Source organism: Formosa sediminum, from assembly GCF_007197735.1.
Taxonomy (GTDB): domain Bacteria; phylum Bacteroidota; class Bacteroidia; order Flavobacteriales; family Flavobacteriaceae; genus Formosa; species Formosa sediminum.
In genome coordinates this window covers 1,500,538-1,527,037 of the sequence record NZ_CP041637.1, presented here as the reverse complement: position 1 = coordinate 1,527,037, position 26,500 = coordinate 1,500,538, and the positions used below count along the sequence as shown (strand labels likewise).

Here is a 26,500-nt window from a genome sequence, read left to right as displayed (position 1 = left end):
TCGTTTATGAACACCACTCATACTACATTATCTCATATATCCCATATTATAAGTTTTAAAACAGACGCGTCTTTTTTAAAAGCAGACATTAAGAACTACAACTGGGAGAATATTGTAAAAATGGGTAGTGAACACCTCATTATTCCAACCATTTACGCTCGTTTAAAGTCTAAAGGTCTCCTCAAGTATCTACCACAAGATTTACACGATTATCTTAAATATATTTACAATCTAAATGAAGAGCGAAACAAATTTTTACTAGAGGAAGTAAAACTTATAAATTCGTGGTTCAACGCTAATAACATTGAACATGTTTTCCTAAAAGGAGCCGCAATGATCGCCTCTAATTATTACGAATTATTAGGAGAACGTATGCTTGGAGATATTGATGTTTTAGTTCCTAAAGAGCTATCTGAAAAAGCATTTCAAATTTTAATAAACAAAGGGTATACTTACGCAAAAACACCGACAATAAACCCCAAATATTTTGAAGACAAACATTTATTAAGGTTAGCTTCTAAAAATTATATTGGAGCTGTAGAAGTACACTTTAAACTCTTAGACAAAGATCAAGCGATATTAAAACCAGAACATGTATTAAATAACAAACAATTTGTTAATCATACACATCTTCCCATTCCTTCTCCAAAACATTTAATAACACATAATGTATTAAATTTTCAGATTAACGACCTTGGTTCATACTATAACTATATTGGACTCAAAAACTGTTACGATACTTTAGTGTTATTACCGCGTATAAATGATATTACACTAACACAAGTACTACAGAATCGTCATATATCAAATAATTTTAATTTAGGTCATTTATATTTTAGTGAAATTCCTGAACCTACAAATACACTTAGAATTAAATACAACACTTCTATTTATCACTTAAAAAATAAATATAATAGCTTTAACTTTTTGCTTTATAAAATACATGCGTATTTAGATTTACTGAAATTACTTTTTAATAGGACTTATTTTTTTATTAAAAATAAAGATTACAGAAGAGATATTTTAAATGATAGGTCCAGAATCAAGGCTCTTATAAAATCTAAATTGTAAAACTTTCTTTTCTTTAAATTAAGGACAGAAATAGCAAACAATAAATATTTTCAACACATTTAGTTAAAACAGATCTTGATTTAATAATTACTTTTTCCCTCATGCGTACATTAAAATACTAATAAACACTTCACTTACTAAACATATATTTACATATGATGACCATCATATAGTTACTAATTCGTATTAAATAAATTCACAGTTCATTAATTACTAACCGTAATTAATTGTAATTCTAACAATTTCAGTTTAAGCTAAAAAAGTAAAATTAATTAAATAGATGAAACTGATAAAAAATGTAATTTAAGTTTAAAAGAAACTTATCATTTATCAAAAAATTAAAATAACTCAAAAAAAAGAAAATACTCATACATACTTTAGAGGAAAAGTGCATATAAATGAGATTGAAACTGGGATTAAATCAACCTACGAATAAGGGAATATAAAAGATCATATTTTTATTTATACAAAAATTCAACTTTTAATTATTTAAGAAAAAGTATATTTACATAAACTGTAAATTTATTCCAGATAATAATTGAAAGACAGGCTGCACACCTTCTACGTAAATAGAATATTGAGGTTCTATATATAAATTAAATACCGTATCTCCTACTTTTACTACTTTACCAATACCTAATGCAAGAGGCACAGAGTAAGCTTCTTTTTTAAAATCTAACACCCAAATTGGAGCACCTCTTAAATAAGTTCCCTTACCAAGTTGCCAAAAGTAGAATGGCTGAATAGCTCCTAAATTTGTGTTATCTCTATCGGAATCTCCTGCAAAAGATGCTTGCCAAGTTATTAATCCTCCAAATTGAAACACTGGTGATTTAGAAAAGAATGCTACAAAAGCGAATCCGCCTTGCCATTTTCCTGTACCTAAAAGATCATCGGAAGCAGTTGGAGCAGTAACAGATGGCCCAATACCAACAGTAGTTGTCGCGTCTGATACTAAATTATATGCTAAAAATGCATTAAAATCACCTAATCCGCTAGTCGTGTTTACCACGCCTGTTTCATTTGGTAATCCAATGGTCGAGAATGGCATAGACGCACGTAGTAATAACTTACCTTTTGCTATGGGCTTTGCAAAACGAACCCATGTTGTATTCATAAAAGCATCTCCTGGAGCTTCAGCTAATGTGGGCATTAAATAGTTCTGAAAACTTAAAGCTGTCATATTCGCTAAAGGATTATTGGCTTGAGCTGCACTTGAGCTTGTTTCGGTTTTGGATTCATCTTGAGCAGCTGCCTTAAAAAAAGCCACTAAGAAGACAAAAATGGTTACAGTAATTTTTTTCATGGTGAATTGATTCATAGGATTAAATTATAAGATATAGCATAGTGCTTCAATAAAAAAAGAATAGACTTTATATATAAAAAACTATAAAACAGATTTTAACCTTGCTGTATTAATAGTCTCTTTATTTAATGTGTCTTAATTTACTTTAGTAACACTATTTTTTTTCAAAGAAAATGTCCTAAACCACTGGCAAACCTTTTCCCTGTTTTTTCATGATTCCAAGAAGAGATTTTGCATCTAAATCTATTTTCTGTATCATTTTATTATCTACGACTAAAACTTCGCCTTCTAAAGCATTTGTAGTACTCGGAAAAAACACTACCGAACTACTAGCTTTTTCATCAATTAAAAGGCCGGGCTTATTGCCCATTGGCGTATGTACTAATACAGATAATCTATTATCTGGTTTCGGACTTATTTTATTCTCTAATTCGGTTTTATACTTACTGTATCCTGGAATAACATCTAACATCATACCTTCAAACCAATTATAAAATGTCTTAAATTTTGGAAAGGTTGCCAAATAACCAAACACATAAAAAATGAATAGTAAAAGTAAACCCGTTGTAATGGTTAAAGAATACTTTCCGAAAAAATCGTCTAAATGCAAATTATGAACAACTATTTTTCCAAGATGACTTACTTTATACCATAGTTTTTCAATAACAATAAAGAGAATAAATATGGGTAACAAATACATCATCCCGCTTACAATTTTATTTTTTGGTTTTACTAGGCGCTTTTTGTAATCCTTCATTGGTTTTAGGTTGGTTATTACGTATAAAGTTGTGAGCTCTAGCCATATCACTTCATAAAAGCTACGATATAATTATAACCCAGTGTATGTTAAAAGTAAATAAAAAAATTAATAATTAGATTTTAAAAATGGTTTTATAAAACTAATATTTTATAAATTATAAGAGTATGACCTTTTAAAAATTAACCATAAAATAACTCATAGTTAGAAAGAGAACCCTTCTTATAAACGGTACTACCGTTACAGTAACTTTTGTGTTAAGCTAACCTATATTTACTAGACTATTGTATGACTTTAGAGTAATTCCTGGAACATATAAAACGAAAAAAGTTAATATTATATTTTTTTGACACGATTTTGACACATACTAGTCTTTAGTTAAAACAATTATAAAATACAATTTACCAATACTATGCGTCTTGAAATCAAGAATAAGATCTAAAATTAAAAAAAGAATAAGGTTTTTCTATGATAAAACACAAAACAAAAAAGCACCACTTAAATATTGGTGCTTTTTTAAACTTCTTAATGATTAACTACACTAAAACTCTAAGCTTAGACCGATCTTCAAAATTCAAATACTTTTTAATTGCGTCTTCTGGCAAACTAAAACATTGACAAAAATCTTCTATTGAATATTTAAGTTCATCAACGTGCAATCTATAAGCCCGTTCAAAAATTACAGGACAATCTATATCTACTAAAGTTTTTTCGACCTTTCTCTCTCCTAGCCTACTTAATTCTATCATTAAATATCTATAAGTATTATCTGTAATACAATTTAAATCTTTTGCTCTGCGCATAATTGCTTGCTTAGATGTTCTCCAATATTTTTTAAGAGTAGCTAGATCATAAAGTTTTAAGTTCACTAAGGAATTCTTAATCCCTAACTCCGGCATTAAAAACTCAGATGCAAATCTATTAGCTTCATCCTCTTTTTGCTTTTCTGTACGGTGCATAGGAACTGGAAATCCTCCAGTAATATGCATCAATATATGCCCAAGCTCATGTGCTAAAGTGAATCGTTTTCTGTCGTTAGAAAAATTCTTATTTATTATTATAACTGGAGTTCCGTTCCCCGACAAAAAAGAAACACCATCAAATTTTTCTGTAACATCATCAAACTCTATTACTACTATTCCACTTTTTTCGATCTTATTAAAAATATCGACAACCGGTTCTTTTTTATTTAAACCTAAAAGAGATCTGGTATGTTTTGCGATATCTTCAGGAGAATATTCTTCAGGATCTAATGGTCTTAAAGAAAATTCAGGATAATCAACAGCCTCATTTAATTTATCTACTAAATGGCCTAAAAATTTGTTATTTGACTCTAATGCTGTTTTGATTTGTTTTGATAACCCCGACTTTTTCCTGTAATGTGCTATTTCAATGTCTATATTGATTTCCTTGTAAAAAAAATTCTTAGGAAAATTCAATAAAGCTATTAGGCTCTCTATTACAGATTCTGAAAGGACATCAAATCCTTTCTCGAATTTCGATAAATTCGACTGAGATAAACCTTTAATTTTTTTAGACACATCTGTTTGACTTAATCCTCTATACTCCCTTGCAAAAATAAATTGCGAAGTTTTAAGTCTCATATTATAATTTTTTAAGTTAATTGACTGCCTTTGAATTTTGGGTGCTACAGATTAAACATTATTCATCAGAAGATTTACTTCTAATATTTACAACCTTTAAAGTTACTTTCACATCTGAATTTGTGTCTGTAGCTTTATTAAAGGACTTTTCATTGTCCTTAAATACATCATCTTCAGAAACAATCCACTGTACATTGTCGCTATCAATATAGACTATCTGTGGTGAATAAATTTCACCCATACGATCTACTTTATAACCAAAAAACAGTATCGGATCGTCCTGATACACATCACTATCAAACAGAGGTAAACATTGCTGATTAGAAATCGTGTTTACATGTTTTGTTTTAATATTCATTGGTTTATTATTATTATTAAACTTTTTTATTAAAATAATATAATCGTCTAATTTTAAAATAAACCGCTTGTACTTACCCCATTTCCATTTAGTAGGAAATGCATTTTGCAAACTTTCAACTATAGCTGTATTTAAAACATTTGCATCAAACCTGACTTTTGCTTCCGGGGGAAACAGAGCAGAAATTGAATTGAATTTTTTTACCGCTTTATTGAAGGCAAAGAAAATTTCTTCTAAATTTTCTTTAAGATCAAATAGAAGTTCATTTTTACGAACTTCTCTTCTTTTCCCTATTCTATTTGCAGGAAAAGGATTTTTATGTAACTTTGTTACCATACAAAAACAAAATTTTGACGTAACACCCAAAATGTCAAAGAACACATAATTAAACTCTGTTCCACCAGAGTTTTTTTTACATCTACAAATATATAAAATTTAAATTTAATTGTAATAAATTTAATAAAAAGTTGTGTGTATTTTTCATTTGAGACACATATGAAATTCAAATCCAAAGAAAAACCATTAATTAAGATAGTAAAATCTAATTTCCTTAGACATCCGGAATAATCTAGTAAGGCTATAAGTGTAATTTATTTATTCTCTACAATCTATATTCTATTTACAACTTATCTAAACAAAAAAAACTAACTACCAACAACTTAACAAGTAATTTAAAATCAAAAGAAGTAATTTTCAAAAATTATTTGACATGTTTTTGACACGGAAAAAAAGAAAACCCTTGAAAACTCAGTGTTTTCAAGGGTTTTTAAAGTGCGGGCGGAGAGACTCGAACTCTCACACCTCGCGGCACTAGATCCTAAGTCTAGCGTGTCTACCAATTCCACCACGCCCGCAATAAGGTGTGCAAATATAAAAATTACTTTTAATAATCAATATATCTTTCGAAAAAAAATTCAACATTTTTGTATTTTTGTAGGAAACACAAAATTTCCACATGAAAAATATCTCGACTTACATCGAAAATAACAAGGATAGATTTTTAAACGAACTTATCGAATTACTTAAAGTACCGTCCGTTAGCGCAGACTCTGCTTACAAAAACGACGTATTAAAAACTTCAGAAATCGTTAAAACACGTCTTGAAGAAGCCGGATGCGATCACGTTGAAATTTGTAAAACCGATGGTCACCCCATTGTTTATGGTGAAAAAATCATAGACAAATCGCTCCCAACCGTGCTTGTTTACGGGCATTACGACGTACAACCTGCCGATCCTATCGAACTTTGGACGTCTCCACCATTCGAACCTGTAATAAAAACTACCGAAACACATCCCGAAGGCGCTATTTTCGCGCGTGGTGCGTGCGACGATAAAGGTCAGATGTACATGCATGTAAAGGCATTAGAATTCATGACCAAAAACGACGAGTTACCATGTAACGTAAAATTTATGATTGAAGGTGAAGAAGAAGTGGGTAGTGTAAACCTAGCAACCTTTGTAAAAAACAATCACGAAAAACTTAAAAACGACGTCATCCTGATATCAGATACAGGAATGATAGCTAAAGATGTGCCTTCAATTACCACTGGATTACGTGGGTTAAGCTATGTAGAAATTGAAGTTACTGGACCAAATCGCGATTTACACTCTGGGCTTTACGGCGGTGCAGTAGCAAACCCAATAAATATTTTAACCAAAATGATTGCTTCGCTTCACGACGAAAACAATCATATTACCATTCCTGGATTTTACGACAAAGTAGAAGAATTGTCTGCAGACGAGCGTGCACAAATGGCTAAGGCACCATTTAATTTAGATAGCTATAAAAAAGCGCTAGATATCGATGCTGTTTACGGCGAAGCTGGATATTCTACTAACGAACGTAACTCTATTCGTCCTACTTTAGACGTAAATGGTATTTGGGGAGGTTACACTGGCGAAGGTGCAAAAACCGTTATCGCAAGTAAAGCGTTTGCAAAAATCTCTATGCGTTTAGTGCCAAATCAGGATTGGAAGGAGATTACAGAATTGTTTCAAAACCATTTTGAAAGTATTGCTCCAGATGCAGTAAAAGTTAAAGTAAAACCTCATCATGGCGGACAAGGATACGTAACGCCTATAGACAATATTGGGTACCAAGCGGCCTCTAAAGCTTATACCGATACGTTTGGGCAAGCGCCAATTCCACAACGAAGCGGCGGAAGTATTCCTATTGTATCGCTTTTCGAAGACGAATTACAAAGCAAAACTATTTTAATGGGATTCGGATTAGACAGCGACGCCATTCACTCGCCAAACGAACATTTCGGAATCTGGAACTACCTAAAAGGCATAGAAACCATCCCAATGTTCTACAAACATTTTACAGCATTGTCTAAAAAATAAAGACCTATTATCATAAAAAAATCCGTTCAATAACGTTTCGAACGGATTTTTTATTTATACCAATTTGGGCGTTACCTAAAGGTCGCGCTTTCCGTTATATCTTTTTATTTCATTTTCACTCTTTAGATATTTTTAGCCTAAACAAAGGCTTCGGTTGCATACTAAATATGTTGTTATAGGCTCATAAAAAGGATGCCACTGCAATCGCTAACGCAACCATCCGTGTCTTATTCAACTTTATAAAATCATAAAAAAATTAATCTTTAACAATCTTAAACATCCCTGATTTATTTGCACTTTCAACACTTAAAAAATATATTCCTCTAGTCAAGCTCCCCATTTCTAATTGAGTATTTTGTGTAGTAGAGGTCACGTTTAAAATGCGTTTTCCAGACACATTATACAAAATAATTTCTGCCTTTTCATTGGTAGATCTTTCTACCGTTAACACCGAATGTACTGGATTAGGAAACACAGACAATTCTAGATCTGTAAATGTTGGTAAACTTAAAGTAGCAAATTCATAACATGTACTCACTTCAACACAACTTCCAGAAGTAATTTCTACCCTATAACTCCCATTAGAAGTTGGGACAAAGGTTTGAGATGTAGCGTCTGGAATTGCACTGCCAGTCGTACAATTATACCATTGGTAAGTTGCATTATCCTGATTAGCAACAAGACTATTATTACTAAGGGTTACTGTATTATCTACACCTGTTAAGCCCGCTTTTGTAGCCATATATGCCGCAGACAGTTTAGATAATTCGTGATAATACTCTAAATTAAATAACTCAAATCTGTCGTCTTTAGAGTGATATTTTGGATTCTGATCATTTTCAGACCAAGCCTCTCCTACCAATACCGCAGGATATCCACGATTCCAAAAACTAGAATGATCGCTATATTCTGTACCTGGAATAACAATATTTACATTTAATTTAAATGGATAGGTATTTAGTACCTCAACAATATCATCACTCATGGCTTGAGAGCCTGTATCATCTTTCTTAACATCAATATCAAAGCTTTCATCATCATCACCATCATAACCTATCATATCAATATTATAAACCCCTAAAATAGATTCTCCGTTACTCTCTGCTAATTCAGCATAATATTTAGAGCCTATTAATCCAATCTCTTCTTCATCCCAAAGAGCATAGATAATAGTATTCTCTTTACATTGGCCAGAGAGCAATCTTGCTATTTCTAAAATAGTAGCTACTCCACTTGCATTATCATCTGCACAATAATCGTTAACCGTATCGTAATGTGCGCATATCATATAAACACGTTCTGGATGGGTTGTCCCCAATTGTGTGGCAATAACATTTCGTCTATTATCATCTCCATTCATTAACTGATAAGTTACAGTGGTATGCTCTAAACTCTCAAATTTTTCAAATAAATATTGCGCAGCCAAATTGTTGTTATTATAATTTCTATTTGAAATCGTAACCGTATTCCCACCAACAACCGTTTGGACTTCCCCAGAAAATTCTTTTACCGTTTGCGAGAGAGAATCTAAACTTACTGCATTTATAATATCTGCAACCGATTGGCTATAACCAAGCGCACTACTAAAAAGAAGAAAAAGTAGACTATAGTATAATTTTTTCATAAAAAAAGTTAATAGAAATAAAACACATAAAGATAGTACAATTAAAGTATTCTTAAGTCTATTAAAACATTTCTAACACTTGAAACTTCTTTCTTTTTTTATAACATTTTAAAAATTAAGACTTAAACGTGTAACATTTAGTATAAAATCGCGTTCTAATAGCAATCATCAATCAAATCAATCTCATGTTAAAACAATTCTTTATACTCTGTTCTGGAGCCGATCAAACCATTTTAAAAACGTGTTCTAATGGCGAGCAAAACAAATATGCCGGCATAGGTGCCACCGTATTTTTTACAGCGCTTATGGCTAGTATAGCTGCAGGTTTTGCGCTACAAATGGTGTTCGAAAATACAATAACCGCCATCATATTTGGACTTATTTGGGGTTTACTAATTTTTAACTTAGACCGTTTTATAGTATCTACCTTAAAAAAAAGAACCTCTTTTCTAGATGAATTTCTCCAAGTCTTACCCCGATTAGTTCTAGCCTTAATTATTGCCATAGTTATCTCGAAACCTTTAGAATTAAAGATTTTTGAGAAAGAAATAAACCAAGTATTATTAGAACAAAAAAACGATTTAACCTTAGCTAACAAAAACCAAATAGCCAATCAGTACACACCTCAAATTGAGGCTTTAAAAGCTCAAATAGGGGCACTTACAGCTGAAATTGACAATAAGGAAGCCGAGGTTAATGTGCTTTACAACACATATATTACAGAAGCCGAAGGCACTTCAGGAACTAATAAACTAGGAAAAGGGCCTGTTTATAAAGAAAAACGAGAGAAACACGATGCTGCATTAGCAGAATTACAACAATTAAAAACAACCCATACTCATAAAATCACTGCTATTGAATCTGACATTAAAGCCTTGCAAACCGCTTATCAAGAGCAGGTAAAAAACTCTCAACCTATTCTTGACCAATACGGAGGCCTAATGGCGCGTATTACAGCTTTAAACACTTTACCTTGGCTTCCTTCTTTCTTTATATTTTTACTGTTTCTATGTATTGAAACCGCTCCAATTTTATCAAAATTATTAGTAAAAAAGGGCGAGTATGATTTTAAATTAGAAGATGAAGAAACCGCATTGAAAAGTGTCGTCGCTCAACATGTTTACGAACGAGAATTACAATTAAAAACAAATGCTGCCATAAATGATAAGGTGTATACAGATATAGCAAAAGATGACGAATATTATCAGTTTAAAAAGAAAAAATCACGGGAATTGATGCAGCTTCAAGCCGAAGCGTTTTATAAAAAACAGAAATCTATTATATAATAAAACACACAGGCTGCAACATAATGTTACAGCCTGTGTGTTTTTATTGTGAAATCAAAATATATTAAAGTTTCTTCACATATTTAGTAATTATTACAATTTGCTGCCCATCGACTTTCCCTTCTATATACTCAGCATTTTCATGATCTAAACGAATATTTCTCACGGCAGTACCTTGTTTAGCAACCATACTTGATCCTTTTACTTTTAGGTCTTTTACCAACACTACAGCATCTCCAGTTTCTAGAACAATACCATTTACATCGCGATGGATAATTTTAGCACTCTCATCTTCATGTTCGCCAGTAGCACGGGCTAAAGCCATAGCTTCATCGTCTAGATACATCATATCTATTAAATCTTTTGGCCAACCTTCTTCACGTAAACGCTGTAACATTCTCCAAGACGTAATTTGTACCGCCACATGCTCGTTCCACATACTGTCATTTAAACAACGCCAGTGGTTTACATCCATATCTGTATGTCCTTCAATCTGATCTAAACATGTATTACAAGCCAATACACTGTTGTCTACATTTTCGTTTAATGATGGCGGAATAATATATTGTTTTAATTGATCTTTTGAACCACAGAATTCGCAAGTTGAATTACTGCGCTCCTGTAACATTTGAAGTACACTCATGATTTTAATTTTTAGTTTTGCGAAAATACAGTTTAAAACCATTTACCACAAATAAAGCTTAGTTTTAAACTCGTGCCTATTACCTAAAAAAGCGGTAGTTAAATGTTTTAACTACCGCTTTTTATATGTAATCCTATAATTATTTTGAAAGTCCAAAGGGATCTTCAATACTATAGGCTGGTTCTGTAAACCATTTTGGTCCCTGCTCGGTCATGTAAATATGATCTTCTAAACGAATACCAAATGCATTTGGAACCACCAACATAGGTTCATTACTAAAACACATGCCGGGTTTTAAAATGGTTTTATCTGTCTTTACAAGGTAAGGCCATTCGTGAATATCTAACCCAATACCATGTCCTGTTCTATGCGGTAATCCTGGTAAATTATAATCTGGTCCTAAACCATTTTCTTCTAATGTTTTTCGCACCGCCACATCTATTGAACCACATGCTTGTCCTAATTGAGCTGCATTAAAAGCCGAAAATTGAGCCTCTCGTTCTAAATTCCAAATACGACGTTGTTCATCGGTTATATCACCATAAACATACGTTCTTGTTATGTCTGAAATATAGTTGTGAAGCATACACCCCGTGTCTATTAAAACAACATCATTTTCTTCTAAATCTTTTGGTTTTTTCACACCATGAGGAAATGATGTATCTACGCCAAACAACACGATACAAAAATAAGATCCTGCAGGAGCCCCGTAGCGTTTATGCGCTTCATTAATAAAATCGACTACCGTTTGGGCTGCTATACCAGGCTTTAAAATACGTGCCACGGCCTTATGAATTTCCATAGTAATATCCATAGCCACCTGCATAATTGCAATTTCTTCATCAGATTTAATCATTCGGCAACCTGCTGTAATGGGTTTCGCGTTAACTAATGTATAATCTGATTGACAATTTAAAACACCATCAATAATAAAGAATGGCGTTACTTCATCCATAGCTATTTTGCCATTGCTAATTCCGTTTTCTTTTAAAATGGAAATTAATAACTCAAACGGACTTTCATGTTCTTCCCACCCATGAATTGGCCCTTCAAATTCCATAAAATCTAAAATGGTACCTTCTTCAAAATGAGGCGCTATATAATGAATTGTACCATCCGGCAATAGTAAAGCTCCAACCATACGCTCGCTAGCACTCCATTTTGTTCCTGTAAAATAATATAAGTTTGTACCTGCGTTTAAATACATGGCCGAGATATTTTGGGTTGCCATGAGTTCTAAAGCGCGTTTTATACGCTTTGGGTAAGCATCACTTTGTATGGGTTGCACGGTGTGTGCTTTAGGTTGTATTGCTGCTAATTCGGCTTCAATTGTAGAGCCTCCTAATCCTAATGTCATCATCGTTTAATTGTTTTTTTTCATTATTAATTCAATGTCTTCTATTTCAATTGGCATCGCTGCTGTTAGGTTACGATTACCATCCTCTGTAATTAAATAATCATTTTCTAGACGACACCCAATACCTTCTTCCGGTATATATATTCCGGGTTCACAAGTCAGTACCATCCCGACCTCAAATGGTCGAGAATACAACCCAACATCATGCACATCTAAACCAATATGGTGCGCAGAATTATGCATATAATATTTCTTATACAAGGGTTGTTCTGGATCTTGTTTAGCAACGTCTTCTGCTTGTAATAACCCTATTTTTATTAATTGCTCTTCAACCAACTTTCCCATTTGTTTCTCGTATTCTGCAGATAGGGTCCCTGGTTTTAATAATTTTGCACCCTCTTTTAAGCAGTGTAATACTGCAGCATATACTTCTTTCTGCCTTTCAGTAAATGTGCCATTTACAGGAAAACATCGTGTTGTGTCGCTATTGTAATTGGCATAACACACACCAAAATCCATAAGGATCATATCGCCGTCTTTACACACATCATCATTGGTGTTATAATGTAAAGCACACGCATTTTTCCCAGAGGCAATAATGGGTTTAAAGGCATGCCTTAAACCTCCAGATTTTGTTAAATGATACATATGCTCTGCTTCAATTTCGTACTCCATAATCCCAGGCTTTGTAGCTCTTAATGCACGTTTAAAACTCTCTACACTAATATCTGCTGCTTTTTGCATTAAGTCTATTTCTATGTCTGACTTTACGGGTCTTAATTCTCGTGTTATTGTGGCAACGCGGTGTAAATCATGCAATGGATATTTTTCTTTAATCCATACAATCATACGATCCTGCTGTGTTTGCTGATTATATGTTATACGTTTAATATGTTCGTTATGTCCGAGTACAAAACCATCGGCTTCAAACGCCATAAGTTGTAATGTTTTCTCAAAATCTTGAATCCATTCTACGCGTTTAATTCCGGATATATCTGAAGCTTGTGCTTTGGTGAGTTTATCGCCGTCCCAAATTTTAATTTGTTCAGAGGTTTCGGTTACAAAGAGAATTGCTCTATGTTCGGGTTTTACAGCATCTGGATACAATACCAAAACAGTTTCTGCTTGATCGATTCCGGAGAGATAAAACAGATCGTTATTTTGAGTAAAGCCCATCATATCGTCTGCGTTATTATGTTTAATATCGTTAGACGTTAAAATGGCAATGGTGTTAGGTTTCATTTTAGCCGTAAAACGACTTCTATTATTGATAAAAAGTGTGTTTGAAATTTGTTTGTATCTCATGTTATATAATTTTGTTTAGATGAGAGTTATCTAAATTAAAGGTGTATTTTTTGGGGATGTAAAACATATTGAATTTTAAGATATCTAACCTTAGAAATATCGTATTGTATTTAGAGAGATAGCATAATTACAAATTCAAAGATAAGATAATCCATTGGGAGAAGCCTTTCTCTTACCAAAGTATTAAAATGGATGGCATAATTTGATGTGTTGTGAATATTATAAAACCATAATTTACGGAAGTAAAAACTAAATTATATTACTACCTCGTCAGACTATCTCGCAACTTTTTAGGTAATCCCTCTACCACTAAATCGTAAGAATGATCTATAAGACTTAAAACTAAAGGTGTATCTAAATCGCCTTGATTTAATTGTAAGGTATTCCAATGTTTTTTACTCATGTGGTAACCCGGAATTATACTCTGGTAATTAGCTCTTAAGGTTTCTGCTTTTATAGGATCGCATTTTAAATTTATTGCAGGCTCACCTTCTTCCCAACTTTTTAAGGAGGTTAACAAAAACATCTTACCTAAAACTTTAAAAACTAATGTTGTATTATCGAATGGAAAAGTCTCGGTAACACCTTTCTTGGTCTGACAGTATTTGTAAAGCTGCTCTATATTCATTTTAAATCTGAAGTTTTTCCGATAACCCCTAAATGTGTATGATTAAAACTATCTTTATATTTTAGTCCATACCCGAATACACGATCGAATGCGGCATGACCAAACATTACAACACCTACTAATTGTAAACTTTCTATATTATAATATACACCAGTTAAATATAATAAGATAGCCAATCCTTTATGATGTAATATATTGTAACACATAGCACCTATTTTAGTATTTACAGCATACCCTACAAAACTTAAATCTGGCATAAAAAATAACACAGCATACCACCACCAATTAAAGGACAACAAACTAAATAACCATAGTGAGATTGCAAACATGGCTATTTCTTCTAATTTTAGAATAGATTTCATAAGTCAAACTAAATTTACGTTTAAAGGGAATTTAGGTAATTTAAGATGTAATAACTTCATATAATACAGGTTTACTTGGTGTTGCATCATTTTCAAAAGGTGCAATTTGCAAGTTTAAAAAGTATGTTCCATCCTGAACAAAATTCTGAACATATATTAGCTCTGTAATAGTGGCTTGCTTTCTAATCTGTCCTTTGGTATTCCAAAAAGCATGATGCGCAAGTAATTCTCCGTTATCCTTTTCTTTATCTAAACTAGGCAAATCTACTAACAAATGTTCCACACCTTTTTCACGCAAGTATTGGGCTGCATCTTCCATTAAATACGGTGGGTTTGTATGTGCGTAGTCTTGATTTAATTTTTCTGTTGTATTGGGAATAGTTCTTATAACAACTGCTTTACGTTTTTTGTTTCCTAGAGCAAACTGTAATTGCTTTTTAGAAATAACTAAATCGTCTTCTAATTTTTCTACGGCAACAGTAATCACTTCTGCTAAGAAAAAAAACTGCTTTAAACTTGTGTTTATAGAGTTAAATTTACGTGTTAAATATCCTACACATTCTGTATGTGTACCATGTGCATGCGGATTAAATGAAATATTATTAAAATTGAATGCTGCTCCTTCAGATACGCGAGCAGAGAATCCACTATCGTCTTTTACCGCTTCCATTTTTGGAGGATCTACGTACCATGCAGATACATTAGTATGCGATCCGCGTAATGGTATAGAAATATCAATAGGCTTAGTAAGATCTATTTTATATTTTTTTGAATTGGTTTGAATACTTGCAATCATTTTTTATATGTTTTAAATTTTGAATAAATGAGACGCAATGCCATCACTTAAAAATTTGCCTTTATCACTTACTTTGAGGCAATTGGCTTCTATATACAATAAACCGTCTTCTATATATTTGTTAGATTGTTCTAATACATACAATTTAAAATCTAATCCAAATTGGGTTTCTACAAATGGTAAAGAGAGCCCCCACATGGTACGCAGTCCAGTCATTACATATTCGTTATACTTATCGTTTACAGACAAGTATTCGACTTCACTTGGTAATATTTTAGAAGCTAAAGCTTTAATATATTTTGAATTATTAGCAACATTCCAACTTCTGGAGTTCCCTGTAAAAGAATGTGCAGAAGGACCAATCCCAATATATTTTTTACCTTGCCAATAGGCTGAGTTATTAATGCTGTAATATCCGGGTTTTGCAAAATTAGACAATTCATAATGCTTAAATCCGTGAGCTGTTAATTGCTCTATTAATACACGAAATTGGGTTTCGGCTTGCCTCTCGTTTACATCCTCTATTTTGCCTTTTTTTATTAAGGCATCTAATGCTGTTTTGGGTTCTACAGTTAGTGCATAACTTGAGATATGTGGAATATTAAAATCTAATACCGTTTGAATATTTTCTTGCCATTGCTGATTTGTACCCCCTGGAATACCATAAATTAAATCGACAGAAATATTATTAAAATACTGTGTGGCCAAGGTTAAACACTTTTTAGCTTCTGCGGCATTGTGTGCACGATTCATGAGTTTTAAATCGGCTTCAAAGAAGGATTGCACACCAATACTTAAACGATTAATTTTACTTTTAGAAAGCTCTATAATCTTAGACGCTGTAAGATCGTCAGGATTAGCCTCTAATGTAATTTCGGGATCATCAACAACAGTATAATGTAAAAATACAGCATCTAAAATAGATTCAATTTCATGTAATGTTAATACACTTGGTGTACCTCCTCCAAAATAAATAGTTGCTACAGTACTGTTTTTAAACTCGTTCTTTCTGATGTCTAATTCTACAATTAAAGCTTCTATTAATTCATCCTTTTTTTTTAAGGATGTAGAGAAATGAAAATCGCAATAAAAACAAGCTTGTTTACAAAATGGAATATGAATATAAATGCCAACACGTTCTGACTGATTAGAAGAGCTCGTCTGTGGTTTTAAATTCATTTTTTAATCTGTTTTACTCCCGACTTAATTGTTGTTTTTTTTGTAGTAGGCGATTTAACTCGTGATTCATTTTGCTTAACAAAACTAGCCCAACCCGTATAGTTTTTACCAACTTCTACACGACCTTCATTATAAAAATGGCACACTGCTGCTGCAAGTCCATCTGTAGAGTCTAAATTTTTAGGTAGCGATTTTAAACCTAACACACTCTGTAACATTCTTGCAACTTGTTCTTTACTAGCATTACCATTTCCGGTAATAGCCATTTTAATTTTTTTAGGAGAATATTCTGTAATTGGTACTTCTCGAGATAAACCAGCTGCCATAGCGACACCTTGTGCACGCCCAAGCTTAAGCATACTCTGAACATTTTTACCAAAAAAAGGCGCTTCGATAGCTATTTCATCGGGATGATGCGTCTCTATAAGTTCAATAGTACGTTCAAAAATAAGTTTAAGTTTTAAGTAATGATCATCGTATTTTTTTAAATCCAATTCATTCAATTGCAGAAAAGACATAGTTTTACCTACAACTTTTATAAGTCCAAACCCCATAATTGTGGTTCCGGGATCAATCCCTAAAATAATACGTTCCTTACTCATTAATTACAATAATAACATCCGCTCAAAGATAGGGAAATGCCAATTGTAAAGGTAAGTATACTGCCATTAAAAGCTCCTAACCCCTCAGAAGGGTATAAATAACTATCAGGACTTGTAAAGCCATGGATATAAGATACATCAAAAAATACTGACGAATTTTGATTTAATCTGTATAAAAATTCTGATCCAATTATGGCGTTAAAAAAATTCTGATCGTTATTATAAGGAATACTCATAGGCCTAACAAATGAAAACCCTGGACCCGCATGTGCTTGAAATTTTAATTTTTTAACCTCATGTAACCCTACAATATGAGTATAATCATACACACCTTGTAGGTTTAAACGCGTATAATTAATTTTAAAATCATCTGTACTTCCTTCACCCTTTAAACGGTTAAAACCTAAATCAAATTTTGCTCCAAGTTGTTCTGTAAACATATATTGGGCACCCACATTTATTGTAGGTAAATTTAGTCCTTTACTAGAAAATGTCTCGGGATAGCCGTTATTAAAAGCCTGATTTAATCCAAAACCCAGTTCAAACCGCAATACATCTTCTTCAATTTGAGCGAATCCGGAATAAGAAAATAGAAATAAAAAAATAACGAAGAGCGTTTTACGTTTTTGTTGTTTTAAAATAGAAGACATCTTATAATAAAAGGTTTAATTTGCAATATGCATGTTAAAACACATACTTTTAAATCTTATCAATTCTTAATTTACTTTGTTAAGATAAGCATTATTGTTTTTAGTTTTTACTTTATATATTATAAACTATTCAACAACAATGATTTATCAATTTCTGAATTTTACACAACTATCTTAACGAATAATTTATTTTCTCTTAATTCTATTTTTATAATCACATTATTATCGGGTTTAAATTGGTTTTTTGAGATTATAAAATGGAAATATCTTGTACAGACTGTTAAAAACATAACATTTAAAACGGCAATAGAACAAACATTAGGAGCCCATACTGCCTCTATATTTACTCCAAACCGCATTGGAGATTACGGGGCAAAAGCCTTATATTTTTCGTCTAAACTGCGCATAAAAATTGTAGGTTTAAATGGAATTGGCAACCTAGCACAAATGTTGGTTACAACTATATTTGGAAGTATTGGTCTGTTATTTTTATTTTCTAATTTTAAGTTACAAATACATTTAAAAACCTTAAATTGGATAACGCTATCTGCTTTTATAAGCTTTATTTTCTTACTATTTACGGTGTTAATCCATTATAAAAAAACTGACACTTGGATAGGCAAAACAAAACATTTTATAACTTCAATTTCACCATCTTTATTTTTTAAGACATTTTTATTTTCTGTAATACGATATTTAATCTTTTCATTTCAATTTTATGTTTTATTAGACTTATTTCGTGTTAATTTAAGTTATGCAAACGCTATGATGATTATTTCTAGCATGTATCTTTTAGTCTCTGTTTTACCTAGCATTTTTATATTTGACGTAGTTTTAAAAGGTGGTATCGCAGTATATTTATTTTCGTTTTTTAATATTTCTGAAGCTATTATTTTAAGTTGCATTACTATTATGTGGCTATTTAATGTTGTTATCCCAAGTCTTCTAGGTTGTTATTATATTATGCATTTTAAATTCATAAAATCTTAATGTATGGTTGTGTTCAGTGTTATTATTGTAATTCTCTATGTTAGTCTCATTGGACGCTTAAACTTAGGTTTTAAAAAGCTTGAAATATTTAAACCAACTAGCACACATCATCATGTTGGTTTTTCTATTATCATCCCATTTAGAAATGAAGCTGTACATTTACCACAATTATTACAATCCATTTCAGAATTAGATTATGATCCAAAAATGTTTGAAATATTATTAGTTAATGATGGGTCTAGGGATTCTTCTGAAGCTATTATATCGCATTTTATTGAAACACAACCTCAGCTTAATATTACGTTACTACAAAACAAACGCTATTCTAATTCACCAAAAAAAGATGCAATTACTCTAGCTATTTCTAAATCTAAATTTGAATGGTTAATAACCACAGATGCGGATTGTATATTGCCTAAAACTTGGTTACATAGCTTTAATACGTTTATTAAAGCGCATAACACGTCTCAGTTTATTGTTGCTCCAATTACTTATATTACAACCAGAAAATTTTTAAATGTGTTCCAGTGGTTTGATGTAATGAGTTTACAAGGTGCAACCATTGGTGGATTTGGTATTAATAAACCTTTTTTATGTAACGGTGCCAATTTAGCCTACACAAAAAACGCTTTTTATACTGTAAATGGGTTTGCCGAAAACAATACCATTGCGAGTGGCGACGACATATTTTTACTTGAAAAAGTAAGTGATAAATTTCCTGAAAGCGTTAGGTATTTAAAATCTCAAGAAGCAGTAATTTATACCCATGCACAACCCACGTTCTCAGATTTAATTAATCAGCGTAAACGTTGGGCTTCTAAAACTAAGGCATATAAAAACACGTTTAGTAAGATTACAGGACTATTAGTATTAAGTATGAATGCATTACTAATTTGCTTATTTACCTTAATGTGTATTAGGGCTTTTTCACCGCTATACTTTACAGTTATTAGTCTTATAAAATTTTATGTAGACTTTTTAATTATCTATAAAACTGCTTTGTTTTTTAATCAGAAAGAAGGGTTAAAATGGTATGCTATAGTCGCTTTATTATATCCTCTATTTTGCACATATGTTGCTGTATCTTCAATGTTAACATCTTACACATGGAAAGATCGTGTATTTAAAAGCTAATTTGCTTTTATTATAATAGGTAGTGTAAATTCAGAATTCACTTTTTGTCCGCGTTTAATTGCTGGTTCTATACTAGGAAGACTATCTAAACTAGAAGTAATTAAAAATTTTATATTCGGGATTTCTGCTTGGGTAAGCGAATCTACCTTAAAGTTTAATAAACTTAAATGGCCTTCATCTGAAATTTTAAATTTAATAAGTACCGTATCTAATACATCTTTATTAACAATAATACGTTCGGCTTGCATACGTTTTAAAATTACAGCAGCCAAAGTTTGCTCAAAACACAATTTTCGATCTTGTTGGGTGCCTGAGGTTTCGCAAGTGATAAAGGTTGGATATTCATCGACTTCATTCCATTTAAACGATTTTAATTCTTCATTTAAAATGGCTTCTGTAGATGTTTTTTTCACCTTTAAATCATCGCAAGCGCAGATTAATAGTAATGCTAGAATAAATACGAAATGCTTCATAGTTCAAGATGAAAATCGAAAATACAATATTTTTATAATTTAACACTTTTTCCAGACCAATTCTTAATTGAAAATGCTTAAAGACAGGTATATTATACCTTAAAACAAAAAACCGAAGGGATTAGCTTCGGTTTTTTCATAACTTTTTATTTTTTCTATTCTTGCACTTCAAATACTATAGGTAATACATAGGGCACAGTAACCTCTTTCCCTTTTTGTTTACCGGGTTGCATTTTAGGTAATTTATTAATAACACGAATAGCCTCCGCTTCTAATTCAGGGTGCGGTGCTCTTGCTTTTACATCCTTAATATCTCCACTTTTGTCAATTTTAAACAACACACTAATGCGTTGTCTTCCAGAAAGCCCTAATGTTGTTGCTAAATCAGTATTAAAATTCTGTCCTACAAATTGAGAAATTTTCCCAGAAAAGCAGTTTTTTTGTTCCGCTGTAGGCACGTCTTCGCATCCAGAGAATACCGGTGGATGTTCAACAACGCTATAAGGCACTTCTACATCTACATCTGAGGTAGACTCTACATCACTAATTTCAATTTTCACATTTGGATTCTCCTCCATAAGCTTATCTATTTTTTCCTGAAGCTGTTCTTCACTTGTTTTCATTTCGGTAGATTCAGAATTGTCCGCTTCTTTATCACATGACGTGTACAGTAACATACTACACACCATAGGAACAAGTAAGGCGTACTTTAATAAATGAATTTGTTTTGATTTCGATTTTGTTAACATAATGATTCGTTTTTTGATTAATGATTGTTTAAAAAATGGATTGATGAATGAAATATGATTGACATCGAAAACCTGACTTAACAAGTTTTGATAGTAAGTTGTTTTATCTTGATGTTTTACCACCAATGCATCGGCAATATATTCGTGAAGTGTAACCATTCTATTTTGGTACATATACACTAACGGATTAAACCAAAATAGGATTCGAAGCAGCTCGAATAATAATAAATCGATACTGTGTTTTTGTTTTATATGTACACTCTCGTGAGATAAAATTGTAGCATAAGTATGTTTTGGAATGCAGTCCCCTAGAAACACATAATTAAAGAATGAAAATGCGGTTGTACTGTTTTTTATCGTTACAATAGTGAGTCCGTTCTCCTCGTTTTTATAGCTGTTTACAATGGTTTTTATAAGTCTGTATATTTTAACCAAAAAAATGACTGCCGCCACAACAACACCTAAATAAAGTATAGTTTCCCAAGACCAAAACGAAGTGCTGTTTTTAAGGTAAACAGTTGGCAATAATTGCGTTTGTAAGGTGTTTGCATCGGGATTTAAAATAACTTCTGGCAATTGGATTACATACGATTGTGGGACCAATTGTTTAAAAGAATTTATCTTAATTACGGGCAAAATTAATGAAGCTATTGGCGTAAATAATAAGTAAAATCGGTTCCAATTAAAAAAGGTTTCGTGTTTTAAAAATAAATCGAAAACCAATAAAAAGAACAACTGGAACGCTATGGTTTGTAAAATGTAGTGTAGCATAATTACTTGTTTTTTTCGATTTCCTTCATAACAGCTTCTAAATCATTTAAACTCACATCATTCTTCTTTACGAAAAAGGACACTAAGCTTTTAAACGATCCTTGAAAATAATTATCCACCAATGTATTTAATGATTGGTTACTATAGTCTTGTTTAGAAATTAACGGAAAATAAATATGACCTTTCCCCTGCTTTTCATAATCTACAAAACCTTTACTTTCTAAAATACGCACTATGGTAGATACAGTATTATATGCAGGTTTAGGTTCTGGCAACTCTTTTATTAAAGCCTTTACATTGGCATGTTCTAATTGCCAAAGCACTTGCATAATTTCTTCTTCTGCTTTTGTTAACGCCTTCATTCAACTAAGTTTTTAGTTCATTACAAATATAACTAAATATTTAGTTTGAACTAATTTTTTAGTTACAAAAACAATAAATTAAATATGTAACTTCGCAAAAACTTAAAATATTACAAATGGATATCTTACTTATTATACTCGGTTTTATATGTATGATTGTTGGGCTTTTGGGTAGTTTTTTACCCGTATTACCAGGGCCTCCAATATCTTGGGTAGGTTTGTTATTGCTGTATTTAACCAGAACCATTCCGAACGATTGGACTCTTTTAGGGATTACTTTGCTTATAGCAATTGTTATTGTAATTTTAGATTACGCCATTCCTGCCATGGGGACCAAGAAATTTGGAGGTAGTAAATATGGTGTAATTGGGACTACTGTAGGCTTAGTAGTATCTATGATTTTTCCTGTTTTAGGACTTCTCGGTATTATTATTTGGCCTTTTATTGGAGCTTTTGTTGGAGAGATGATTTATAAAGCCAATCATAAAACAGCCATGCGAGCTGCATTTGGTTCTTTTTTAGGTTTTATAACAGGGACTTTATTGAAATTTATTGTATCTGTTGTGTATTTCGGACTATTTATAAATTTATTTTGGAAGTTTAAAGACGGTATAATTACATTCTAAAAAAACCTTAAGATATAGATCTTAAGGTTTTTTATGATTTGCTATTATCAACAATTAATTACATGAGGGATTAATTAATCATATATCTGTTTGATACAATAACAAATATAAGCACAATATTTAAAATGATATTACGGTAAAACCGTAATATTTGCACTTTTTTGCATTTTTGATGCTTGTTTTAATTAGTCTCATCTATATAAATCCTAATTTTCTTGCTTCTTTAATTAAAGATTCATCTTGTCCATCTTCAATGTTAAATATAACTTTTAATTGTTTTTTACGTTTTTCAACACCACTTAAGGATAAATCTATATGCTCTGCTAAATTTTTAGTTTTTATCCCTTGAGAGAGTAAATATAAAATACGTCTATTTTTATCGTCTAAATAGATATCTGAAGTTAAAGTTTGTTTTAAATACTTACTCACTGTACCACTATAAAATGGTGGGTGATTTAATATGGCTTGAAAGGCACTAGCCAGCTCACTAGAAGTTAAATCGCTTTTAATTAAAAACCCTTCAGGGTTAATTTCTTCAACAATATTATGTATGCGGTAGGTTTCATTAAACATTGTTAAAATTACAATTTTAGCTTTAGGCAATATCTTTCTTGCATGTCTGGCTAAATCTTCTCCGCTAGTAAATTTACCATCTGAAGAAGGCGGCATTTTAATATCTATAAATAATACATCATAATGTTCTTCCCTTCTAATACTAGACAACATAGCTTCTAAAGATTCATCGCAATTATTTGCAGTGTCTATGTGTAAGTTTTGTTCGGGTTTCTTAGTAGATAATAATGTATTTTGATAGCCTTCTATAATCATAGGATGATCATCTGTCATTAATATTCTAATAAGGTTATTTTCCATGTTTTTTTTGGGGTCTTTATTTATTATAAATTGGTGTTCTTATAGAAATCTTAGTACCTTCTTGTTTTTCTGAAGTAATGGTAATAAACCCATTTATCTCATGTACTCTGGATGTCATATTTTTTAATCCTATTCCTTTTCTTAATTTTGAGAGATCGAATCCAATTCCATCATCCTTAATTTCTAAACATATATCGTCATCTTTAGTATAAAAGTTTATATAAATATTATCGGCTTTTGCATGTTTGTATGTGTTTTGTAAAGCCTCTTGGATAATCCTATAAAAATGAATCTTGGTTTTGTTAGAAATGTCGTCCCAATTAATCTTATCTTGATATTTTAAATGACACATTAAATTGTAAGCCGAAGATTGTTTTTCAAGCAATGCTTTAATGATATCAATATAACCAGAATTGGCGACAAAATCAATATTTAAATCGTGTGATACTCTTCTAATTTCAAATTCTATAGCCTTTAGTTCTTCAATATAACTACTTCGGGTTTTAATGGCATGGTCTTCCTTACTTCCATTTAAGCTATCTAAACTTAAACGTGTCCCAAAGAGTCTCCCTAAAATACCATCATGTAATTCTTCAGATATTCTTCGCTTTTCTAACATTCTTGCTTCATCAATTTTATCTTGTTGTGACAGCATTAAGTTATAAATTTCTTCGTTAGCTTGTTGTTGAATTTGTTTAAATTGTAACGACTTGTTTTTACTTCTTTGTGATACAATTACAAATATTAAAAAGGCAGTAAAAAATAAACCAACAGATAAAATCATAAATAAAAGTCGCTCTCTAGTAATTTTGGCATTTTTTAATTCAATTTCTTTGGTCTCATAACTAATTCTTGCAAACTTATTTCGAATTGAGCGCTCCGTTTTTTGCAAACTATCATTTAAAGCGATATAGTCTTTATAGTGTTTTACCGCAATACTATCAGACTCTATAGTAGTTAATAATAATAGTGATTTTAATAAATCGTCGTTATGATATTGTGTTGAAATATCTTTTGCTGCGTAAGCATAATATTTTGCAGAATCTTTTTTATTTTTATCATTATAGAACTCTGCCAAATGCTGATTAATTATAATTGAATTATAAGTTGCTCCTATAGAATCACAAATATGTAAAGCCTCTAGATACAACTCAGGAAGTGCTGTTTCATTTTTATTTAGGTAACGTGTATGTGCATAATTATCTAAGACTAAAGCATAAAAATCTGGACGTTCAAATTTCAACCTTGTATTCTTCTTTAACACATCGTTATAATAGCTTAAAGCAATATTATAATTACCTGAATTTTTATATGCTAACGCCAAATTATTTAACGAATTATCTATAGTCGCTTTAGTATCACCTTTGAGTCGACGTTTTAAATTTAGCGATCTATTATGATACTCTACTGCATCATCATATTGTTCTAATTGATCATAAACAAGTCCTAAATTATTATATAGAAAAGCTTTTTTTTTAATGACATCATTTTCTAATGGTAAAGAATCTAATAACTTTATCCCTTCAAAAGAAGACACTTCGCTACCCACAAAATCTTTTTCATTTTTTTGAATTATTGCGATATTTAATAGCATTGAAGTCCTATTAAAAGCATCGTCTAGTTTTGTATATATTTTTTCTGCCTTATCGTAATAATAAAAAGCACTATCTGAAGTTCGGTTATAAAAATAATCGGCACGAAGGGTGTAAATTTTTGCTAATAATTGAGGGTTATCAATACGTTTAGCATCTCGAATATTTATACGATTTGTTTTTAAAAACAAATCAAACCATTGCTTTTCATAATATAATTCAGAAATTTTAAATTGGCTCATAAGAACCAAAGAGTCTTGTTGAAGTTGCCTAGCTAGTCCCTCGCCTTCTGATGCAAAAGAATACCTTTCGTTAAAGGTATAATCTTTACGATTAGATGCCTTATCTAAAAGCAAATGTATAGAGTCAAGCTGTTTTACCTGTGCAACACTTTGCAGGCTAAATACTAAACTGACTAACACTAAAACTTTCTGTAGAATAATCGAAATATTTTATATTAATAATCTCAAAAGTATCTATAATTTTTGATTTAACACAAAACAAAAAGCCCTTATCTTAACAGATAAAGGCTCTATATAAGGTACTTTTTAAGTTTAGTCTCTTTCGTCTACACCACCTCCTGTAAAAGTAGTTGCTTCTGTATCTCTTTCGTCTACACCACCTCCTGTAAAAGTGGTTGCTTCTGTATCTCTTTCATCTACACCACCACCAGTTGCATCTGTTTCAAGATCATCACTAGCTATTAACATATCGTCGTCTAATTCTTCATTTACACAAGCAGTTAAAGATCCAAATAATAATACAGCGAATAAAGTAATTTTTAAGAATTTCATAATTTAAATTTTTTAGGTTATAAAGGATAAATTTTAGTACATGGTATTCATCATTTTCCAAAATATAAGACATAAAATAGCCTTTGGAAATCATTTAAAATACCAGAAATAACAATACAGGGAGTCTAGACAACAATTAATTGCAACTATATGAACTAGTTACAGGTCAAATATATGCATTTTTTTTTGTAACCACCAAACAAGCAAACGTTAAAAAGCACTATTTATCGATAAAATACACTAAATTTTAACACTATGTAA

General features: G+C 31.6%; 26 protein-coding genes and 1 tRNA gene. 6 read left to right on the top strand and 21 right to left on the bottom strand.

The genetic code is table 11. From position 1 onward, the window contains the following. Positions 1-6: 6 nt before the first annotated feature. Positions 7-1,071, top strand: a complete 1,065-nt coding sequence (locus FNB79_RS06635; protein WP_143380565.1) for a nucleotidyltransferase family protein — start codon at positions 7-9, stop codon at positions 1,069-1,071. 505 nt (positions 1,072-1,576) lie between these two features. Here FNB79_RS06635 and FNB79_RS06630 read toward each other — a convergent pair. The 5 genes from FNB79_RS06630 to FNB79_RS06610 all read right to left on the bottom strand — a co-directional run bounded on the left by FNB79_RS06630 (position 1,577) and on the right by FNB79_RS06610 (position 5,950). Then, the gene (locus tag FNB79_RS06630) at positions 1,577-2,392 is read right to left on the bottom strand and encodes a hypothetical protein (RefSeq protein ID WP_143380564.1); all 816 of its coding nucleotides are present in this window, start codon (positions 2,390-2,392) and stop codon (positions 1,577-1,579) included. 163 nt (positions 2,393-2,555) lie between these two features. Continuing rightward, positions 2,556-3,134 (bottom strand): hypothetical protein, encoded by a 579-nt coding sequence (locus FNB79_RS06625; protein ID WP_143380563.1) that lies wholly within the window; start codon positions 3,132-3,134, stop codon positions 2,556-2,558. Between the two features lie 536 nt (positions 3,135-3,670). Further along, complete coding sequence (locus FNB79_RS06620) at positions 3,671-4,738, bottom strand: XRE family transcriptional regulator (RefSeq protein WP_143380562.1); 1,068 nt, start codon at positions 4,736-4,738, stop codon at positions 3,671-3,673. Positions 4,739-4,796: 58 nt separating this feature from the next. Next, positions 4,797-5,432, bottom strand: coding sequence for a hypothetical protein (locus FNB79_RS06615; RefSeq protein WP_143380561.1), 636 nt, complete (start codon positions 5,430-5,432; stop codon positions 4,797-4,799). Positions 5,433-5,868: 436 nt separating this feature from the next. Then, positions 5,869-5,950 (bottom strand) — tRNA-Leu (locus FNB79_RS06610). A 101-nt stretch (positions 5,951-6,051) separates the two neighbouring features. On the opposite strand from FNB79_RS06610, the gene FNB79_RS06605 reads away from it, so the two are divergent. Continuing rightward, positions 6,052-7,443, top strand: a complete 1,392-nt coding sequence (locus FNB79_RS06605; protein ID WP_143380560.1) for a dipeptidase — start codon at positions 6,052-6,054, stop codon at positions 7,441-7,443. 256 nt (positions 7,444-7,699) lie between these two features. Here the strand turns inward: FNB79_RS06605 and FNB79_RS06600 are convergent, their stop codons facing one another. Then, the gene (locus FNB79_RS06600) at positions 7,700-9,067 is read right to left on the bottom strand and encodes a M28 family peptidase (protein WP_143380559.1); all 1,368 of its coding nucleotides are present in this window, start codon (positions 9,065-9,067) and stop codon (positions 7,700-7,702) included. Between the two features lie 185 nt (positions 9,068-9,252). Here FNB79_RS06600 and FNB79_RS06595 point away from each other — a divergent pair, with 185 nt between their 5' ends. After that, on the top strand, positions 9,253-10,353 hold the full coding sequence (locus FNB79_RS06595) for a DUF4407 domain-containing protein (RefSeq protein ID WP_143380558.1): 1,101 nt from the start codon (positions 9,253-9,255) through the stop codon (positions 10,351-10,353). Between the two features lie 64 nt (positions 10,354-10,417). Here the strand turns inward: FNB79_RS06595 and FNB79_RS06590 are convergent, their stop codons facing one another. The 9 genes from FNB79_RS06590 to FNB79_RS06550 form a co-directional block, all read right to left on the bottom strand. Continuing rightward, a complete protein-coding gene (locus tag FNB79_RS06590) occupies positions 10,418-10,996 on the bottom strand; it encodes a PhnA domain-containing protein (RefSeq protein ID WP_143380557.1) in 579 nt (192 codons plus the stop codon). Positions 10,997-11,135: 139 nt separating this feature from the next. Further along, positions 11,136-12,356, bottom strand: a complete 1,221-nt coding sequence (locus FNB79_RS06585) for a M24 family metallopeptidase (RefSeq protein ID WP_246073342.1) — start codon at positions 12,354-12,356, stop codon at positions 11,136-11,138. Between the two features lie 3 nt (positions 12,357-12,359). Continuing rightward, complete coding sequence (locus tag FNB79_RS06580; RefSeq protein ID WP_143380556.1) at positions 12,360-13,658, bottom strand: aminopeptidase P family protein; 1,299 nt, start codon at positions 13,656-13,658, stop codon at positions 12,360-12,362. Positions 13,659-13,920: 262 nt separating this feature from the next. Continuing rightward, positions 13,921-14,286, bottom strand: coding sequence for an MmcQ/YjbR family DNA-binding protein (locus tag FNB79_RS06575; RefSeq protein WP_143380555.1), 366 nt, complete (start codon positions 14,284-14,286; stop codon positions 13,921-13,923). Next, complete coding sequence (locus FNB79_RS06570) at positions 14,283-14,648, bottom strand: DUF4260 domain-containing protein (protein WP_143380554.1); 366 nt, start codon at positions 14,646-14,648, stop codon at positions 14,283-14,285. Before FNB79_RS06570 ends, FNB79_RS06575 begins: the two co-directional genes overlap by 4 nt. A 40-nt stretch (positions 14,649-14,688) precedes the next feature. Beyond that, a complete protein-coding gene (locus FNB79_RS06565) occupies positions 14,689-15,444 on the bottom strand; it encodes a cyclase family protein (RefSeq protein WP_143380553.1) in 756 nt (251 codons plus the stop codon). Positions 15,445-15,456: 12 nt separating this feature from the next. Continuing rightward, entirely contained in the window at positions 15,457-16,623 is a 1,167-nt protein-coding gene (gene hemW, locus FNB79_RS06560; RefSeq protein WP_143380552.1) for a radical SAM family heme chaperone HemW, read from the bottom strand. Next, positions 16,620-17,225, bottom strand: a complete 606-nt coding sequence (gene ruvC / locus FNB79_RS06555) for a crossover junction endodeoxyribonuclease RuvC (RefSeq protein ID WP_143380551.1) — start codon at positions 17,223-17,225, stop codon at positions 16,620-16,622. Before ruvC ends, hemW begins: the two co-directional genes overlap by 4 nt. Continuing rightward, positions 17,225-17,875, bottom strand: a complete 651-nt coding sequence (locus FNB79_RS06550; RefSeq protein WP_143380550.1) for an outer membrane beta-barrel protein — start codon at positions 17,873-17,875, stop codon at positions 17,225-17,227. Before FNB79_RS06550 ends, ruvC begins: the two co-directional genes overlap by 1 nt. A 27-nt stretch (positions 17,876-17,902) precedes the next feature. On the opposite strand from FNB79_RS06550, the gene FNB79_RS06545 reads away from it, so the two are divergent. Both FNB79_RS06545 and FNB79_RS06540 read left to right on the top strand, forming a co-directional pair. Continuing rightward, on the top strand, positions 17,903-18,865 hold the full coding sequence (locus tag FNB79_RS06545; protein ID WP_143380549.1) for a lysylphosphatidylglycerol synthase domain-containing protein: 963 nt from the start codon (positions 17,903-17,905) through the stop codon (positions 18,863-18,865). Positions 18,866-18,868: 3 nt separating this feature from the next. After that, positions 18,869-19,999 (top strand): glycosyltransferase family 2 protein, encoded by a 1,131-nt coding sequence (locus tag FNB79_RS06540; protein ID WP_143380548.1) that lies wholly within the window; start codon positions 18,869-18,871, stop codon positions 19,997-19,999. Here FNB79_RS06540 and FNB79_RS06535 read toward each other — a convergent pair. The 3 genes from FNB79_RS06535 to FNB79_RS06525 all read right to left on the bottom strand — a co-directional run bounded on the left by FNB79_RS06535 (position 19,996) and on the right by FNB79_RS06525 (position 22,354). Next, on the bottom strand, positions 19,996-20,472 hold the full coding sequence (locus tag FNB79_RS06535; RefSeq protein WP_143380547.1) for a hypothetical protein: 477 nt from the start codon (positions 20,470-20,472) through the stop codon (positions 19,996-19,998). The two genes, FNB79_RS06540 and FNB79_RS06535, sit on opposite strands and share 4 nt — an antisense overlap. Before the next feature lie 155 nt (positions 20,473-20,627). After that, on the bottom strand, positions 20,628-21,992 hold the full coding sequence (locus FNB79_RS06530) for a M56 family metallopeptidase (RefSeq protein ID WP_143380546.1): 1,365 nt from the start codon (positions 21,990-21,992) through the stop codon (positions 20,628-20,630). 2 nt (positions 21,993-21,994) lie between these two features. Continuing rightward, positions 21,995-22,354, bottom strand: a complete 360-nt coding sequence (locus FNB79_RS06525; RefSeq protein ID WP_143380545.1) for a BlaI/MecI/CopY family transcriptional regulator — start codon at positions 22,352-22,354, stop codon at positions 21,995-21,997. Positions 22,355-22,470: 116 nt separating this feature from the next. On the opposite strand from FNB79_RS06525, the gene FNB79_RS06520 reads away from it, so the two are divergent. Next, positions 22,471-22,980: a DUF456 domain-containing protein gene (locus FNB79_RS06520; protein ID WP_143380544.1), complete on the top strand. Its 510-nt coding sequence runs from the start codon at positions 22,471-22,473 to the stop codon at positions 22,978-22,980. Positions 22,981-23,175: 195 nt separating this feature from the next. Here the strand turns inward: FNB79_RS06520 and FNB79_RS06515 are convergent, their stop codons facing one another. The 3 genes from FNB79_RS06515 to FNB79_RS06505 all read right to left on the bottom strand — a co-directional run bounded on the left by FNB79_RS06515 (position 23,176) and on the right by FNB79_RS06505 (position 26,239). Further along, a complete protein-coding gene (locus FNB79_RS06515) occupies positions 23,176-23,853 on the bottom strand; it encodes a response regulator (protein WP_246073341.1) in 678 nt (225 codons plus the stop codon). A 16-nt stretch (positions 23,854-23,869) separates the two neighbouring features. Further along, positions 23,870-25,801, bottom strand: coding sequence for a tetratricopeptide repeat-containing sensor histidine kinase (locus FNB79_RS06510; RefSeq protein WP_143380543.1), 1,932 nt, complete (start codon positions 25,799-25,801; stop codon positions 23,870-23,872). A 198-nt stretch (positions 25,802-25,999) separates the two neighbouring features. Continuing rightward, the gene (locus tag FNB79_RS06505; RefSeq protein ID WP_143380542.1) at positions 26,000-26,239 is read right to left on the bottom strand and encodes a hypothetical protein; all 240 of its coding nucleotides are present in this window, start codon (positions 26,237-26,239) and stop codon (positions 26,000-26,002) included. Positions 26,240-26,500 lie beyond the last annotated feature (261 nt).

Coding starts and splice junctions, on each gene's coding strand:
- FNB79_RS06580 (WP_143380556.1), bottom strand. CDS start 13,658: ATGAGATACAAACAAATTTCAAACACACTTTTTATCAATAATAGAAGT.
- FNB79_RS06565 (WP_143380553.1), bottom strand. CDS start 15,444: ATGATTGCAAGTATTCAAACCAATTCAAAAAAATATAAAATAGATCTT.
- FNB79_RS06530 (WP_143380546.1), bottom strand. CDS start 21,992: ATGCTACACTACATTTTACAAACCATAGCGTTCCAGTTGTTCTTTTTA.
- FNB79_RS06635 (WP_143380565.1), top strand. CDS start 7: ATGAACACCACTCATACTACATTATCTCATATATCCCATATTATAAGT.
- FNB79_RS06515 (WP_246073341.1), bottom strand. CDS start 23,853: ATGGAAAATAACCTTATTAGAATATTAATGACAGATGATCATCCTATG.
- FNB79_RS06540 (WP_143380548.1), top strand. CDS start 18,869: ATGGTTGTGTTCAGTGTTATTATTGTAATTCTCTATGTTAGTCTCATT.
- FNB79_RS06630 (WP_143380564.1), bottom strand. CDS start 2,392: ATGAATCAATTCACCATGAAAAAAATTACTGTAACCATTTTTGTCTTC.
- FNB79_RS06600 (WP_143380559.1), bottom strand. CDS start 9,067: ATGAAAAAATTATACTATAGTCTACTTTTTCTTCTTTTTAGTAGTGCG.
- FNB79_RS06505 (WP_143380542.1), bottom strand. CDS start 26,239: ATGAAATTCTTAAAAATTACTTTATTCGCTGTATTATTATTTGGATCT.
- FNB79_RS06625 (WP_143380563.1), bottom strand. CDS start 3,134: ATGAAGGATTACAAAAAGCGCCTAGTAAAACCAAAAAATAAAATTGTA.
- FNB79_RS06615 (WP_143380561.1), bottom strand. CDS start 5,432: ATGGTAACAAAGTTACATAAAAATCCTTTTCCTGCAAATAGAATAGGG.
- FNB79_RS06525 (WP_143380545.1), bottom strand. CDS start 22,354: ATGAAGGCGTTAACAAAAGCAGAAGAAGAAATTATGCAAGTGCTTTGG.
- FNB79_RS06545 (WP_143380549.1), top strand. CDS start 17,903: ATGCATGTTAAAACACATACTTTTAAATCTTATCAATTCTTAATTTAC.
- FNB79_RS06595 (WP_143380558.1), top strand. CDS start 9,253: ATGTTAAAACAATTCTTTATACTCTGTTCTGGAGCCGATCAAACCATT.
- hemW (WP_143380552.1), bottom strand. CDS start 16,623: ATGAATTTAAAACCACAGACGAGCTCTTCTAATCAGTCAGAACGTGTT.
- FNB79_RS06585 (WP_246073342.1), bottom strand. CDS start 12,356: ATGATGACATTAGGATTAGGAGGCTCTACAATTGAAGCCGAATTAGCA.
- FNB79_RS06620 (WP_143380562.1), bottom strand. CDS start 4,738: ATGAGACTTAAAACTTCGCAATTTATTTTTGCAAGGGAGTATAGAGGA.
- FNB79_RS06570 (WP_143380554.1), bottom strand. CDS start 14,648: ATGAAATCTATTCTAAAATTAGAAGAAATAGCCATGTTTGCAATCTCA.
- FNB79_RS06550 (WP_143380550.1), bottom strand. CDS start 17,875: ATGTCTTCTATTTTAAAACAACAAAAACGTAAAACGCTCTTCGTTATT.
- FNB79_RS06575 (WP_143380555.1), bottom strand. CDS start 14,286: ATGAATATAGAGCAGCTTTACAAATACTGTCAGACCAAGAAAGGTGTT.
- ruvC (WP_143380551.1), bottom strand. CDS start 17,225: ATGAGTAAGGAACGTATTATTTTAGGGATTGATCCCGGAACCACAATT.
- FNB79_RS06590 (WP_143380557.1), bottom strand. CDS start 10,996: ATGAGTGTACTTCAAATGTTACAGGAGCGCAGTAATTCAACTTGCGAA.
- FNB79_RS06520 (WP_143380544.1), top strand. CDS start 22,471: ATGGATATCTTACTTATTATACTCGGTTTTATATGTATGATTGTTGGG.
- FNB79_RS06535 (WP_143380547.1), bottom strand. CDS start 20,472: ATGAAGCATTTCGTATTTATTCTAGCATTACTATTAATCTGCGCTTGC.
- FNB79_RS06605 (WP_143380560.1), top strand. CDS start 6,052: ATGAAAAATATCTCGACTTACATCGAAAATAACAAGGATAGATTTTTA.